The organism is Streptococcus oralis, from assembly GCF_022749195.1.
GTDB classification, from domain to species: Bacteria; Bacillota; Bacilli; order Lactobacillales; family Streptococcaceae; genus Streptococcus; species Streptococcus oralis_CI.
The window spans coordinates 782834-798479 of sequence record NZ_CP094226.1 but is presented as its reverse complement, the minus strand read 5'-3'; the positions used below and the strand labels follow the sequence as shown (position 1 = coordinate 798479).

Annotated in this window: 15 protein-coding genes; 2 read left to right on the top strand and 13 right to left on the bottom strand. The window is 40.9% G+C overall.

Annotated elements, in window-relative coordinates; translation table 11 throughout:
* Positions 1-144 precede the first annotated feature (144 nt).
* From MP387_RS03910 to gyrA, 3 genes are all read right to left on the bottom strand, one after another.
* Positions 145-942 (bottom strand): formate/nitrite transporter family protein, encoded by a 798-nt coding sequence (locus MP387_RS03910; RefSeq protein ID WP_125827214.1) that lies wholly within the window; start codon positions 940-942, stop codon positions 145-147.
* A gap of 199 nt (positions 943-1141) precedes the next feature.
* A complete protein-coding gene (locus MP387_RS03905; protein ID WP_242747822.1) occupies positions 1142-1888 on the bottom strand; it encodes a class A sortase in 747 nt (248 codons plus the stop codon).
* Entirely contained in the window at positions 1888-4356 is a 2469-nt protein-coding gene (gene gyrA / locus MP387_RS03900) for a DNA gyrase subunit A (protein WP_242747820.1), read from the bottom strand. The genes MP387_RS03905 and gyrA overlap by 1 nt, the downstream gene beginning before the upstream one ends.
* A gap of 193 nt (positions 4357-4549) precedes the next feature.
* Here gyrA and MP387_RS03895 point away from each other — a divergent pair, with 193 nt between their 5' ends.
* Positions 4550-5536: an L-lactate dehydrogenase gene (locus tag MP387_RS03895; protein WP_000204722.1), complete on the top strand. Its 987-nt coding sequence runs from the start codon at positions 4550-4552 to the stop codon at positions 5534-5536.
* Positions 5537-5667: 131 nt separating this feature from the next.
* Here the strand turns inward: MP387_RS03895 and MP387_RS03890 are convergent, their stop codons facing one another.
* Together MP387_RS03890 and MP387_RS03885 are read right to left on the bottom strand one after the other, a co-directional pair.
* Entirely contained in the window at positions 5668-5943 is a 276-nt protein-coding gene (locus MP387_RS03890) for an HU family DNA-binding protein (protein ID WP_001284636.1), read from the bottom strand.
* Positions 5944-6049: 106 nt separating this feature from the next.
* Entirely contained in the window at positions 6050-6886 is an 837-nt protein-coding gene (locus MP387_RS03885) for a DegV family protein (protein WP_242747818.1), read from the bottom strand.
* A gap of 141 nt (positions 6887-7027) precedes the next feature.
* Between MP387_RS03885 and MP387_RS03880 the strand changes: the two genes are divergently transcribed.
* The gene (locus MP387_RS03880) at positions 7028-7876 is read left to right on the top strand and encodes a YitT family protein (RefSeq protein WP_000619787.1); all 849 of its coding nucleotides are present in this window, start codon (positions 7028-7030) and stop codon (positions 7874-7876) included.
* 22 nt (positions 7877-7898) lie between these two features.
* On the opposite strand, the gene MP387_RS03875 is transcribed toward MP387_RS03880, so the two are convergent.
* From MP387_RS03875 to MP387_RS03840, 8 genes are all read right to left on the bottom strand, one after another.
* Positions 7899-9296 (bottom strand): APC family permease, encoded by a 1398-nt coding sequence (locus tag MP387_RS03875; RefSeq protein WP_242747816.1) that lies wholly within the window; start codon positions 9294-9296, stop codon positions 7899-7901.
* Between the two features lie 214 nt (positions 9297-9510).
* Positions 9511-10080 carry a hypothetical protein gene (locus MP387_RS03870; protein WP_242747813.1) on the bottom strand — a complete coding sequence of 190 codons (570 nt, stop codon included), beginning with the start codon at positions 10078-10080 and terminating at the stop codon, positions 9511-9513.
* A gap of 19 nt (positions 10081-10099) precedes the next feature.
* Positions 10100-11512, bottom strand: coding sequence for a Fe-S cluster assembly protein SufB (gene sufB, locus MP387_RS03865; RefSeq protein WP_000797056.1), 1413 nt, complete (start codon positions 11510-11512; stop codon positions 10100-10102).
* Between the two features lie 57 nt (positions 11513-11569).
* Positions 11570-12010: a Fe-S cluster assembly sulfur transfer protein SufU gene (sufU, locus tag MP387_RS03860; RefSeq protein WP_001218473.1), complete on the bottom strand. Its 441-nt coding sequence runs from the start codon at positions 12008-12010 to the stop codon at positions 11570-11572.
* Complete coding sequence (locus tag MP387_RS03855; protein ID WP_242747811.1) at positions 11997-13223, bottom strand: cysteine desulfurase; 1227 nt, start codon at positions 13221-13223, stop codon at positions 11997-11999. Before MP387_RS03855 ends, sufU begins: the two co-directional genes overlap by 14 nt.
* A gap of 10 nt (positions 13224-13233) precedes the next feature.
* Positions 13234-14496, bottom strand: coding sequence for a Fe-S cluster assembly protein SufD (gene sufD, locus MP387_RS03850; RefSeq protein WP_042768928.1), 1263 nt, complete (start codon positions 14494-14496; stop codon positions 13234-13236).
* Positions 14497-14523: 27 nt separating this feature from the next.
* The gene (gene sufC / locus MP387_RS03845) at positions 14524-15294 is read right to left on the bottom strand and encodes a Fe-S cluster assembly ATPase SufC (protein ID WP_000114489.1); all 771 of its coding nucleotides are present in this window, start codon (positions 15292-15294) and stop codon (positions 14524-14526) included.
* 152 nt (positions 15295-15446) lie between these two features.
* Positions 15447-15641, bottom strand: a complete 195-nt coding sequence (locus tag MP387_RS03840) for a DUF3272 family protein (protein ID WP_000198269.1) — start codon at positions 15639-15641, stop codon at positions 15447-15449.
* Between the last annotated feature and the right edge of the window lie 5 nt (positions 15642-15646).

The window sequence follows — 15646 nt, the reverse complement described above, 5'->3', positions numbered from 1 at the left end:
ACCTCCAAATAGCTTCATTAGGGATATTGTATCATCTTGGACTAGTCTTTTCCAATACTGATTTTCTATATTTTGATATAAGAAACAACTATGACTAGTCTTACACATCAAACAAAAAAGCACGATTAACTCGTGCTCATTTCTTTAATCGACATAAGTATCTTCGTTTTTATTGAGGAAGGCGTATGGCAAGCCCATCAAGAGACCTCCTCCGATAAAGTTCCCGACAAAGGTTACACCCCAGTGACGAAGAATATTAGGTATGTCAAAGTTAGCAATAGAATCAGCTGCAACACTGAACTTAACAATCGCAAAAGAAGCAAAGTTCGCAGCAATGTGTTCGTTTGTTAAGAATACAAACATGTAAATTGCTGACAAAACAAGCCAAAGTTTAGCCCCACCGTCTTTCACCAAAACAAATGAAAGAATAGCAATGTTCACAAAGATATTGGCTAAAATACCTTCAAGTAGGACTAACTCATTGGAACGACCTAACTTCATCTCTACAACCCCTGAAATGAAGCTATCATGTGTTAGATTTGCATAGGCTGCTGAGTGGGCAAAGCCCCAACCTGCTATCAAAGCACCGATAAGGTTGAACAAAGTACAGTAAAGTAAAATTTCAGCTGTTTTTCTCCAAGAGATTTTTTTCAAGAAACTACCAGCTGTCAAGAACATCATATTTGAAGTTACCAGCTCAGCATTTAAGAAAACACTGTAGGCCAATCCCCAAGCAAAAACAAATGGGAAGAGAAAACGTCCACTACCTGGAGCGATCTTATTAATCAAGTCAGCCCCAACTGCACCCGCAGCCGTACTAAATGTCAGAAAAGCACCTGCAAACATGGAACGAATCGCATACTTAAACTTACTTTGGCTATAAAGACTTTCTTTCTTTTTGCAAGCAAATTCAATCTTTGAAATAAATTCTGAAGAGACCATAAAAAAACTCCTAAACTTTTATTTGTGATAATTATAACATAATTCTTGTTTTCTAGAAAGCGTTTTCCGTAAATTTCTAAAATATTTATCTTAAAAATCTATATCGTAAGGCTTACAAACCTTTTTCATATGAACTATTTTGATTCTATTTGTTCATATAAAAAACCAGTGAAATAGCACTTCACTGGTTCATTCATTCTTAATATCGTTGTCTATACGGTTGATTAAAGGCCTTCAAAATATCCTCAGAAGTCTCAGAATAAGCCTTTGAGTCTTTGAAGATACCTTTGACAATTATACGCTCGGTTTCATTATAATCAACACAAGTAACCAAAGTAATTTCCTGCACACCAATACGATCATCGATTTCATCTACACGGTCTGGTGTAACACGTTTTACTTCTGTAATCTCATAAGTATAAACTTTATCCTTATCCGTCAGATAAATTTTCATACCTGCTTTGGCATTGACCAAAGGTGAGAAGAGCATTTGACTGGCATTTTCAGCAGTAAAGATATGGTGACTTGCTAGAGAATAGTTCCCTTCTCCCATTTTTTGATCTGGTTTCATGGTCCCTGCTCCGTAGAACAAGTTTACATTATCCAAGCCTTTAAAAATCGGTAAGTTAATCTCAACTTCGGGAATAGCAATACCTCCAATAACGGGAAGTTTCTGAGCATCCCATTGTGAAGCCAATACAGCTTCGGAGGAAATAGACTTAACAGAGTCAAAATCAAAATTTCCTTCGGTTTTTAGATTTTCATCTATATTTTCCTTAGTGACTTGATTGACTTGGTATTTATTGGTATTCCAGACCAAAAAGAGATCACGAATCTTTGAATTAAAAATTAAAGCTAGCGATAAAAGAATTAAGAAACCCGCTAAAATATTAATAAATAGATTTCTCCGTTTATTCTTCTTATTTTTCGTTTTTTTATGAGACATTATGCTTCACCTTCTGTTTCAATTTCAGTCCCAACTTCTTCTTTCTCTGCCGCAGCAACCGTTGTAAAGGTCACAATCTTAGCATCCTGATCTAGACGCATCACCTTAACTCCCATAGTTGAGCGTCCAGTTTGTGAAATATTGGCAACATTTGTACGGATCATGACACCTGTATCTGTGATAATCATCAAGTCTTCATCTCCTTTAACAGTAAGGAGACCTGCCAGAGGACCATTCTTCTCAGCAACATTGGCAGTCTTCATCCCTTTACCACCACGGCCTTTGGTAGGGTATTCCGTAGCAAGGGTACGTTTACCATAGCCTTTTTCAGTGATGATAAGAACCTCGTCTTGGTTCGTAATCACGCTAGCACCAACTACTGTGTCACCCTCACGAAGATTGACTCCTCGGACACCTGTCGCGATACGGCTCATGCCACGAACAGCTGATTGATTAAAGCGAACAGCATAACCAAACTTGGTACCAATGATAATATCCGTATCTTCTTCTGTCAGCAAGACATTAATCAGTTCATCTTCATCCTTGAGATTCAAAGCTTTAAGTCCATTTTGACGAATATTAGCGAACTCTTTAACACTGGTTCGTTTCACGATACCGTGACGGGTTGTGAAGAAGAGATAGGCGTCATCACTACGTTCAGACTCAACGTTGATAATGGTCTGAATACTCTCGCCTTCGTCCAACTTCAATAGATTGACAACTGGCAATCCCTTAGCGGTACGACCATATTCAGGGATTTCATAACCTTTTAGTCGGTATACGCGTCCTTTATTAGTAAAGAAGAGCAAATGATCATGGGTGCTGGTTGAAACCAACTCACGCACAAAGTCATCATCCTTAACTCCCGTACCTTGAACTCCACGGCCACCACGTTTTTGAGCAGTGAACTCACCTTGGTCCAAACGTTTGATATAGCCCTTGTTAGATAGGGTAATCAAGACATCCGTTTCTTCAATCAAATCTTCATCTTCAAGAGTTAAGACTTCTCCGATCATCAACTCCGTACGACGCTTGTCACCAAACTTGCGTTTGACTTCGTCCAATTCCTCTTTGATAATTTGCGCCACGCGTTCAGGTTTGGCAAGAATATCAGCCAAATCTGCAATCAAGGCAATCAATTCATCATATTCAGACTGAATCTTATCACGTTCCAATCCTGTCAAACGACGAAGACGCATATCAAGGATAGCTTGACTTTGACGTTCAGAAAGCTTGAATTTGCTCATCAACTCAGCTTGCGCTTCCGCATCTGTTTCACTGGCACGAATGATACGAATCACTTCGTCGATATGGTCAAGTGCAATTAAAAGACCTTCTAAGATGTGCGCACGCGCCTCCGCCTTTTCCTTGTCAAAACGAGTACGGCGAACAACCACTTCTTTTTGGTGCTCGATATAAGCATCCAAAATTTGACGAAGGGACAAGATTTTTGGCACACCATTTTCAATCGCCAACATGTTGAAACCAAAGTTGGTTTGCATCTGGGTCATCTTGAAGAGGTTGTTAAGGATAACGTTGGCAGACGCGTCGCGTTTAACCTCGATTACAAAGCGAACGCCTTCACGGTTGGACTCATCACGTACGGCTGTAATGCCCTCAATTCGTTTTTCCTGAACCAAGCGAACAATATGCTCATGTACCTTGGTTTTATTAACCATATAAGGGAATTCCGTTACAACAATCCGCTCACGACCCGTCTTAGTGGTTTCAATCTCTGTACGAGAACGAAGGACAATGGAACCTTTACCAGTCTCATAAGCCTTATGAATACCTGATTTCCCCATGACAAGGGCACCGGTTGGAAAATCTGGACCAGGCAAGACTTCCATCAAGTCCTTAGTCGTCACTTCAGGATTGTCCATAACCAACTTCACTGCATCAATGGTTTCACCCAAGTTGTGAGGTGGAATATTGGTTGCCATCCCAACAGCAATACCCGTTGCTCCGTTTACCAAAAGGTTTGGAAAACGAGCTGGCAAGACCAAGGGTTCACGTTCGTTAGCATCGTAGTTGTCTACGAAATCAACGGTGTTTTTATTGATATCACGAAGCATTTCAAGAGCAATCTTGCTCATACGTGCCTCAGTGTACCGCTGCGCGGCAGCACCGTCCCCGTCCATAGAACCAAAGTTTCCATGCCCATCAACAAGCATGTAACGGTAGCTCCACCACTGGGCCATACGAACCATGGCTTCGTAAATAGAGGAATCACCGTGTGGGTGGTATTTACCCATAACATCCCCTGTAATACGGGCTGACTTTTTATGAGGTTTGTCTGGAGTAACACCTAGTTCATTCATTCCGTAAAGAATACGACGGTGAACTGGTTTTAAGCCATCTCGAACATCAGGAAGAGCACGCGCTACGATAACACTCATGGCGTAGTCGATAAAGCTGGTCTTCATCTCCTTTGTCAGATTAACATTCACTAAGTTTTTATCCTGCATTCATAAATGCCTCATTTCACTATTAGTAATTAGATATATTATACCATAATTCGTCCCTCATTTCAGCCTTCTGAAATCACTAAAACGTTTACATCGATAACCGAATAGAATATTCGTGACAAAGCTTTTCAAAAGTGATAGAATGAAATTGTCTGGGGATTCCCCTAAAAAAAATGAAGGAGATGTTTAGATAATGACTTCAACTAAACAACACAAAAAAGTGATCCTTGTTGGTGACGGTGCCGTAGGTTCATCTTACGCTTTCGCACTTGTTAACCAAGGAATTGCACAAGAGCTTGGAATTATCGAAATTCCACAATTACACGAAAAAGCTGTTGGTGATGCGCTTGACCTTAGCCACGCCCTTGCCTTCACTTCACCTAAAAAAATCTACGCTGCTCAATACTCTGACTGTGCAGACGCTGACCTTGTTGTTATCACTGCAGGTGCTCCTCAAAAACCAGGTGAAACTCGTCTTGACCTTGTAGGTAAAAACTTGGCTATCAACAAATCAATCGTAACACAAGTTGTTGAATCAGGTTTCGATGGTATCTTCCTTGTTGCAGCTAACCCAGTTGACGTTTTGACTTACTCAACTTGGAAATTCTCTGGATTCCCTAAAGAACGTGTTATCGGTTCAGGTACTTCACTTGACTCAGCACGTTTCCGTCAAGCACTTGCTGAAAAATTGGATGTTGATGCTCGTTCAGTTCACGCCTACATCATGGGTGAACACGGAGATTCTGAATTTGCGGTTTGGTCACACGCTAACATCGCTGGTGTAAACCTAGAAGAATTCCTTAAAGATACTCAAAACGTTCAAGAAGCTGAATTGATTGAATTGTTCGAAGGTGTTCGTGACGCTGCTTACACAATCATTAACAAAAAAGGAGCTACATACTACGGTATCGCTGTAGCACTTGCTCGTATCACAAAAGCAATCCTTGATGACGAAAATGCAGTACTTCCACTTTCAGTCTTCCAAGAAGGTCAATACGGTGTTAAAAACGTCTTTATCGGTCAACCAGCTGTTGTTGGTGCACACGGTATTGTTCGTCCAGTAAACATTCCATTGAACGACGCTGAAACTCAAAAAATGCAAGCATCTGCTAAAGAATTGCAAGCTATCATTGATGAAGCATGGAAAAACCCTGAATTCCAAGCAGCTTCTAAAAACTAATGAAAAGAAGGTTCTCAAACATGGGAACCTTTTTCTTTTTGTACAGAATGATAACTCAACTTTTCAAATAAACAAAAAAAGCCTATCGACCAAGCAATGAAGCTTGATACAATAGGCTTTTTGAAAATTCATTATTTAACAGCGTCTTTAAGAGCTTTACCAGCTTTGAATGCTGGAACTTTAGAAGCTGCGATTTTGATTTCTTTACCAGTTTGTGGGTTGCGACCTTTACGTGCAGCACGCTCACGAACTTCAAAGTTACCGAAACCGATCAATTGAACTTTTTCACCAGCTGCAAGGTATTCAGTTACTGCTGCAAATACAGCGTCAACTGCTGCTGCTGAATCTTTCTTAGTCAATTCTGTAGCTTCTGCTACTTTAGCGATCAAATCTTGTTTGTTTGCCATGTTAACAAATCCTCCAAATAATTTCTAATTAACAAATATAATCATATCCTAAAATCGGCTATAGGTCAAGTCAAAAACACTATTTTGACCATTTTTTCTCTATTTTTTAGGAATTGTAGCGAATTAGAATTGCCCAAGCATTCTCTCCAGTATGAGTTTGAATAATAGAGCCAGTTTCCAATACAGAGATTGGCTTCTCAACATAAGGTTGCAATAATGCCTTCATCTCATTCGCCAATTCGTTCGTTCCAGCATAGGAGATTCCAATTTCTGCAACTGATTTTTGGGAAAGAGTATTGGTTAATTCCTCAAGCCACTTTTTGAAAGTTTTCGCTCCACGTCCTTTGGCGATTGGTTGGAGTTCGTGGTTCTTCATCTGCATTACTACACGAATATTCAAGAGGGAACTTAGTAATCCTGTCACACGTCCAATACGACCACCTTTAACTAAATTTTCTAGCGTCGAAACACCGATATAGAGTTCTGTATGATTTTTGACGTCCTCTACATGAGCCAAGATCGTTTCTAAATCTTTACCTTCTTTAGCAAGTTTTGCGGCTTCAACAACTTGGAACTTCATCGCTTGATCTGTAAAGGAACTATCAATAACCGTTACATCAGCAGTAGAGAGACTTGCCCCTTGGCGAGCAGCTTCCACAGTTCCAGACAAGGCATGGGACATGTGAATGGCGATAATTTGACTGTCATCTTTACCTAGTTCTTCAAAGATCTCAGCAAACACTCCCACAGGTGGCTGACTTGTTTTAGGCAGATTCTTGCTTTGTTGCATAAGATGAAGGAATTCTCCCTCTTTCAAATCTGCATCCGAATAAAGCACACTATCAATCATAACTGATAGAGGAACAACGGTGATATTTAATTCTTTAACTACTTCTGGTTCGATAGTAACAGAAGAGTCCGTTACAATTTTTACTTGTGTCATAATTCAATCTTTCTATTCTTCTCGATAGGATTGGGATTTTCTCCTTTATTATATCAAAAAAATGATAAAAAATCATCAGTGATCCGATGAAAAGAACTGAATTTTTGGTATAATCTATCTATAGAAAAGTGAGGAACAGCCATGATTCGAAAACTTCAACCGATTATCACCATTATTCTTGGAGCTGCTATCTATGCCTTCGGTCTTACCTACTTTGTTGTTCCTTATCATTTATTTGAGGGAGGGGCGACAGGTATTACCTTGATTACCTACTATCTTTTTAAAATTCCTGTCTCATTGATGAACCTCTTAATCAATATCCCTTTATTTATCCTGGCTTGGAAGATATTTGGACCTAAGACCCTCTACTCTAGCCTTCTAGGATCTATTTCACTTTCCGTTTGGCTAGCAATCTTTGAGCGCATTCCTTTGCACATCGACTTGCAAGGGGATCTCATCATTGTCGCTTTAGTCTCAGGAGTCTTACTGGGGGTTGGTTTAGGAATTATCTTTAATGCTGGTGGAACCACTGGTGGCTCTGATATCGTTGCCCGTATCCTCAACAAATACACTAATATTTCGATTGGTAAATTGCTTTTTGGGATTGACTTTTTTATCCTAATGTTGATTTTGATTATCTTCCAGGATCTTCGTCTAGTTACCTATACCCTCTTATTTGACTTTATCATCGCTCGTGTTATCGACTTGATCGGCGAAGGAGGTTATGCTGGTAAAGGATTTATGATTATTACCCAATATCCTGATCAATTGGCCAAAGAGATTAACGATGAACTCGGACGTGGCGTTACCTTTATATCTGGTCAAGGCTACTACAGCAAAAAGGATTTAAAAATTATCTACTGTATCGTAGGTCGGAACGAAATCGTTAAAATGAAAGATATGATTCACAAAATCGACCCTCAAGCCTTTATCACCATCACTGAGGCTCATGAAATTCTGGGTGAAGGATTTACTTATGTGAAAGATTAAAAAAGCTGGGAATTCCCAGCTTTTATTCTGCTTCTGCAAGCGTTGAATGGCGAAGCCCGTAAGCAAAGTAAATGACTAGGCCAACTACAAGAGCAATGCCAAAGGCAATCCAGGTATCTAGGCTATATTGAAGCATAAAGGAAACACAGATAAGAATGGAAAGAATTGGCAAAAGTGGCACCAAGGGAGTTTTAAACTCTCCCTCTTTTGGCATACCCTTATCCTTTCTGAGTTTTATTATTCCGTAGGCTAGCAAAATGAGATAAGCTAGCGTACAAATATTTAAGAAGGCTGCAATACTGGCTAGAGGAAAGACCCCTGCAGCAATGGCTGAAGCAACTCCTGTTAAGAGGGTCGCATTTTTAGGAACGCGACTGGTCTTGCTTAATTGTTTGAAACTTTGAGGTAAAAGTCCATCACGCGCTAAACTATAAATCATCCGAGACAAAGCATAAGTCATGGAGATACATACGGTTATCAGGGTTAGAATGGCTACAAGCGAAACATAATTGGCCGCCCAGCCGATACCAATACTCCGTAATGAAAATGCTACTGCATCGTCCACATTGAGCTTACTGTAGTGAACAATCCCTGTCAATACTAAGGTTACCAAAGCATAGAGAATGGTGACAATTGTCAGAGAAAGGACAATTCCGCGAGGAATATTTTTTTGCGGGCTTTGAATTTCATCAACTGCCATGGAAATAGACTCAAATCCGAAAAATCCAAAGAACATCAAAGATGCACCCGCCATAATCCCAGTACTTCCACCATATAGTTGACCAAAACCAAATGGAGCAAAATTCGTCCAATTTTCAGGCTTAATGTACCAAATACCAACTAGGATAAATAAGGCCAGAGCTGAGAATTTCAAGACCACTAAAAGCGAATTAAATCGCAAGGCTGCCTTGGAATTTAATAAAACCAATCCCGTTACCAATGTTAGTACTAAAATAGGCAGAAGATCAATATAGGTTCCTTGTTCAGGATTAAAGGTTCCATTCAAGGCTTGGGGCATGGAGATACCATAATTATTGAGCAGTCCCTTAAAGTAAGCTGCCCAGCCAGACGCAACACCTGAAACAGCCGTCATGAATTCCATGATGGTCAGCCAGCCAGCAATCCAGGCTGGCAATTCTCCTAGAATCGCATAGAGGTAACTATAAGCACCACCAGTTGCAGGCACACGAGAGGCAAATTCTGCAAAAAAGAGGGCTGATAGAGAAACACACAGGGCAGAAATCACAATGGAAATCACTAGTGATGGACCAGCTAGGGTAGCCGCTGCTGTTCCTGTAATGGTGAAAATCCCTGTCCCCACCATGGCACCAATCCCTAGAAGAATCAAATCCCACAACTTCAAATGACGGTGCATCTCTGTCTGTCTCAGACTAACATCCTTGGTTCTAAAAATATTCATACTTCATCTCCACTAAATGTAATTGTTTTATTTTACCATATAAAAGCATTTTTGTGAATATTTATTAGGTTCTTTTTTGAAAAAAATTCTGAACAGAAAGGATTTCTGTTCAGAATTTGCATTTTTACCCACTGATTCTTTCAATTAGTTACTCATCAAGCGAGTAGGCTCAACAGTATACTCCATTGAAAATTTTTTGGGGATTTGGGATTTTTTAAACTTCAAAGTAAGGGAAGGGACGGTCACTATCTAAAGGACGATTTGGAACTTCTTGTTCCAAAATAGCGCGCCAACCAGATACCAATTCTTCAAAAGTCAGTTGTGCTTCTGGAGAAGCTGTTGTCAGCTTCCGTCCAAACCAAGCCATGGTTGCAGTTTCAAACTGAAGCATAGCGTACTGGATTACTGGTACATCTGCCTCTTCATAATTTTCATTTACTGCACGCGCTACTTCTGCCGCTTGCGGAAGGAGTTGATTGCTGATTTTATCAACTACAGTCGCATCCATCTCTCTCCATGAAAGAAGTTGACCATTTACCTGATAAAAGAGCTCAAAGGTTTCTTGATTTTCCTTGAAATTAGCAAGAACAAATGCACGTTCTACTGCCTCAGGACCACCAGCAGCTTTTACAGCGTTTATCAAGAGGTTTTGTTCCATTTGTCGCCAATAATCATCTGCTTCTTCTACTAAATCAACTGTAAAAGGTGGAACAATTTCTTCAGCAGGAATTTCGCCTTTATTCGCTTTTTCAACATTGCCAAATAATTTTTTTAAGAATCCCATTTGCTTCTCCTTTTTGCCCTCATCCTACCGATCCTTCCATCTCATAGCTAATCAAGCGGTTCAGCTCAACTGCGTATTCCATTGGAAGTTCTTTAGTGAAGGGCTCTACAAATCCCATAACGATCATCTCAGTTGCCTCAGATTCTGACAAACCACGGCTCATGAGGTAGTAGAGTTGTTCCTCTGAAATCTTAGATACTTTGGCTTCGTGTTCCAATGCAACTTGCGAGTTGTGGATTTCATTAAATGGAATGGTATCTGAAGCTGATAAGTCATCCATGATAATGGTATCACACTCGATGTGAGAAACAGATTTCTTAGAGTTCTTGTTAAAGGTTACTTGTCCACGGTAGTCAACCTTCCCTCCGCCTTTAGCGATGGATTTAGAAACGATAGACGAGCTTGTATGCGGTGCGTTGTGGATCATCTTGGCACCAGTATCTTGGTGTTGACCAGCATTAGCAAAGGCGATAGAGAGCATAGTACCACGGGCCCCTTCTCCATCTAGGTAAACAGATGGGTATTTCATGGTTGTTTTGGCACCCAAGTTTCCATCAATCCACTCAACAGTCGCATCTTTCAAGGCTTTGGCACGTTTCGTTACCAAGTTATAAACGTTATCTGACCAGTTTTGGATAGTAGTATAACGCATATAAGCTCCGTCCAAAGCGAAAATTTCTACAATAGCAGCGTGCAGGCTATTACTTGAATATGTTGGTGCTGTACATCCTTCTACATAGTGGACACTTGCTCCCTCATCAACGATAATCAAGGTACGTTCGAACTGACCTGTATTTTCGTTGTTGATACGGAAATAAGTTTGAAGTGGAATATCTACCTTGACACCTTTTGGCACGTAGATAAAGGTTCCACCCGACCATACTGCAGAGTTGAGGGCTGCCAACTTGTTATCTGTCGGCGGTACCAACTTCGCAAAGTATTGTTTAAACAAGTCTGGGTATTCCTTGAGGGCAGAATCCGTATCTGTAAAGATAATCCCCAATTTCTGGAACTCTTCCTTCATGTTGTGGTAAACCACTTCTGACTCGTACTGGGCAGAAGCACCTGCTAGATAAGCACGTTCAGCTTCTGGAATACCGATACGTTCAAAGGTTTCTTTAATCTTTTCAGGTACATCATCCCAAGAACGGGCTGGTTTATCAGATGGTTTTTGGTAATAGATCAAGTCATCAAAGTCAATCTCTGACAAGTCTGCCCCCCAGGTTTGCATAGGCATTTTTTTGAAGGTTTCATAAGACTTCAAACGGAATTCTAACATCCACTCAGGTTCTCCCTTAGCAGCTGATAATTCGCGAATGACTTCTTCGTTCAATCCTTTTCCTGTCGATAGGACAGGCTCTACATCGTCATGGAAACCAAATTTATATTCACCAAGGTCAATTGGTTTTGGTTCTACTCTTTCTTCAGCCATAATATCCTTTCTTTCATTCTTCATTTCTACTGATTCGTAAGACAAAAGAAACTTGTCTTACTGTTTTTCTTGATCTTCAATTGTTTTCTTAAGGGCATTCCAAGCTAGGGTTGCACACTTGATTCGTTGAGGAAATTTGGCAACACCTGATAAGAAAGCTGCATCGCCAAGTTGGTCTTGGCGGTCATCTTTTTGACCTTGAACCATTTCTGAAAAAATGGTCGCAAGCTCTAAAATTTCTTGTTTGGTCTTGCCTAAAACTGCATCTGTCATCATGCTAGCAGAGGCAGTTGAAATCGTGCATCCTGAATTTAGAAAAGCAATATCTTCCAAACGGTCCTCTGCGTCAAACTTGACAGAGAGGTTGATGACATCCCCACAGGTTGGATTATTGAGGCTGATTTGCTCAGCATCTTCCAGCTTCCCTTGGTGATGTGGATTTTTCGAATGGTCTGCCACCACTGCCATATAAAGGCTATCTAGTTTAGAAAGTGCCATTGAAAAACTCCTTTGTCTTTTGTAGGGCATCGACTAGCTTGTCACAATCTGCCTTGGTATTGTAGATATAAAAACTTGCACGAGCTGTTGCTGGGACTTCTAAATACTGAAGCAAGGGTTGCGCGCAGTGATGGCCCGCGCGAACAGCCACTCCTTCATAATCCAGTGCTGTTGCAAGATCGTGAGGGTGAAGATCCCCTAGGTTAAAGGCAATGACACCTGAACGTTTAGCCAAGTCCTGCGAACCATAAATGGTCAAACCTTCAATGGCCTGCAATTTTGGAAAGACGTATGAGATTAATTCCTGTTCATGAGCTTCAACGGAGTCCATACCAATCTTTTCCAGATAATCCACTGCTGCAGCAAGTCCAATAGCACCTGCCATATTTGGCGTTCCAGCCTCAAATTTCCAAGGCAATTCCTTCCAACTAGCAGATTGCTCATAGACGAAATCAATCATCTCGCCACCAAACTCAACTGGTGACATTTGTTCCAGATACTTTTCTTTACCGTAAAGAACACCAATACCAGTTGGTCCAGCCATCTTGTGACCTGAAAAAGCAAAGAAGTCCACATCCAAGTCCTGGACATCAATCTTCATATGGGGTGTAGATTGAGCACCATCCACCACCATAATAGCTCCAACTTGGTGGGCTAATTGAGTGATTTCCTTGATCGGATTGACCACACCAAGGACATTAGAGGAATGAGCTAAGGAGACAAACTTGACTTTACCAGTCAATTTAGCTCGCAAGTCATCCATATCCAGAGCTCCATCCTTGAGATAAACATAGACAAGCTCTGCCCCAGTCTTGCGGCAGACCTCTTGCCAAGGAATGATATTGGAATGGTGTTCCATGACAGAAATCAAGACCTGGTCTCCCTCAGTCAGGATTTCCTCAGCGAAGCATGCCACCCAGTTAAGGCTGGTTGTCGTTCCTCTGGTAAAGAGAACTTCCTTTGTAGAGCCTGCATGGATAAACTTACGAATGGTTTCACGAGCAGCTTCATAAGAAGCTGTTGCTCGCTCAGCCAAGGTATGAACACCACGGTGAACATTGGCATTGTCCTGCTCATAGTAGCGGTTGATTGTTTCCAGAACTGCTAATGGTTTTTGTGTCGTCGCAGCATTGTCCAGATAGACCAGAGGTTCATCGTTGACAATCTGGTCCAAAATTGGAAAATCCTTGCGAATCGCTTCTACATCTAACATAGGCTTCCCCTTAGCGTTTTGACAATTTTTCTTCGATAGTTGCAATCATTTCGTCACGAACTTCTTTAACTGGAATCTCAACAATTACGGAGCCAAGGAAACCACGAACAACCAAACGCTCAGCAGTCGCCTTATCCAAGCCACGGCTCATGAGGTAGTACATATCTTCTGGATCCACCTGACCGATAGAAGCCGCGTGACCTGCAGTTACGTCATTTTCATCAATCAAAAGAATTGGGTTGGCATCTGAACGTGCTTGGTCTGAAAGCATAAGAACACGACTCTCTTGCTGCGCATCTGCTCCCTTGGCACCCTTGATAATGTGGCCAATACCATTGAAGGTCAAGGTAGCTTTTTCAAGGATAACCCCATGTTGGAGGATATTTCCGATTGAGTTACATCCATAGTTAGTCACTCGAGTATCAATCCCTTGCACCTGACGGCCACTTGAAAGAGCTACGACTTTAAGGTCAGCATGGCTACCATTTCCAATCAAGTCGCTATCAAAGTCCGCAACGACATTTCCTTCGTTCATGACACCGATTGCCCAGTCAATGCTGGCATCGTTGCCTAGTTTACCACGACGGCTAATGTAGGCAGTGACATTTTCACCTAAACGGTCAATAGCAGCAAACTTCACTTGCGCACCTGAACGAGCAATCACTTCAACCGTGATATTAGCAGTTGCCTTGGCACTACCTTCACCTCGTGACTCTAGACGTTCAAGATAACTAATCTTAGAATTTTTACCAGCGATAATCATAATATGCTTGTTAAATGGCACATCGCTATCACTGTCTTGGTAGAAAATTCCTTCGATTGGCTCTGTAATCTCAACATTATCAGGAATGTAGAGAACAGCACCACTGTTAAAGTAAGCTGTATGGTAGGCTGCCAACTTGTCATCGTCATACTTAACAGATGACATGAAGAATTCCTCGATAAGTTCTGGAATTTCTTCTAAAGCTGAGTGAAAGTCTGTAAAGACAACACCTTGTTCAGCCAACTCAACTGGAGTTTGTTCAAAAACAGTCTGCGTTCCTACTTGCACCAACTTCAAGTGATTATCTAGAGCCGTGAAGTCAGGAACATTTGCTGAAGGTTCACTTTCTGTGATGGTTCCATCTCCCAGATTCCAACGGTGAAATTTGACACGCTCAATAACTGGTAATTCCAAACTCTCAATCTTATCAAAAGCTTTTTGACGGAGGTCAGCCAACCAGCTTGGTTCAGCGTGCATTTCTGAAAAAAGTTTAATATTCTCTTTAGTCATTTACTTCTCCTAAAAGATACGAGGGAATTACAATTCTTCCTTGTAGTCGTAGCCAAGTTCTTCAGCCAGTTTTGCGTATCCTTCACGTTCCAAACGGGCAGCCAATTCTGGACCACCAGAAAGGACCACACGACCTTCCATCATCACGTGGACCACGTCTGGTGTGATGTAGTTCAAAAGACGTTGGTAGTGAGTGATAATCATAGCACCAAAACCCTCGCCACGCATAGCATTGACACCTTTCGATACGACTTTAAGGGCATCAATATCAAGACCTGAGTCAATCTCATCCAAAAGAGCAAAAGTTGGTTCCAACATCAAAAGTTGAAGAATTTCATTGCGTTTTTTCTCACCACCAGAGAAGCCTTCGTTGAGGTAACGCTCTGCCATTTCTTCTTTCATGTTGAGCAATTCCATTTTCTCGTCTAGTTTAGTGATGAACTCACGAACCGAAATCTTTTCATCATCTTCTTTACCGGCATTCATGGCTGCACGAAGAAATTCAGCGTTGGTAATTCCAGGGATTTCAGATGGGTATTGCATAGCAAGGAAAAGTCCCATACGCGCACGCTCATCCACTTCCAACTCAAGGATGTTTACGCCATCAAACAAGACCTCACCTTTGGTAACCTCATAGTTAGGGTTCCCCATAATAGCTGCAGAAAGAGTTGATTTACCAGTACCATTTGGTCCCATGATAGCTGCGATTTCTCCTGTTTTCAGAGTCAGATTGACCCCTTTCAAAATTTCTTTTCCTTCAATTTCAACGTGAAGATCTTTGATCTCTAATACTGACATGATAGTTCCTTTCTTTTTCTGGCCTACTTCCTTTACCCTTAAAGAAATCACTTACATTTCTCTAAAAAATACAAGAAAAGGTCCATAAATATACTCTACTAGTATAACAAAAAAAAGCCTAAAAGGCTTTGATTTTGTTTAGAAGCTAGTGACTAATCCTTACGGTTTAGGTGCTGATCAATGGCATCTACTATTTTACCCATTACATAACTTAACCTAAAATTTCGAAAAAGTAGAATAGCCCAAAATGCTGCCATGAAATAGCGACCCGTCATCCAAGCTTCATTGAAAAAATAAGTCTCAGCAGCAGTAAATAGTGCTATCACGATAAATTGTTGTCTAGTCATAGGAT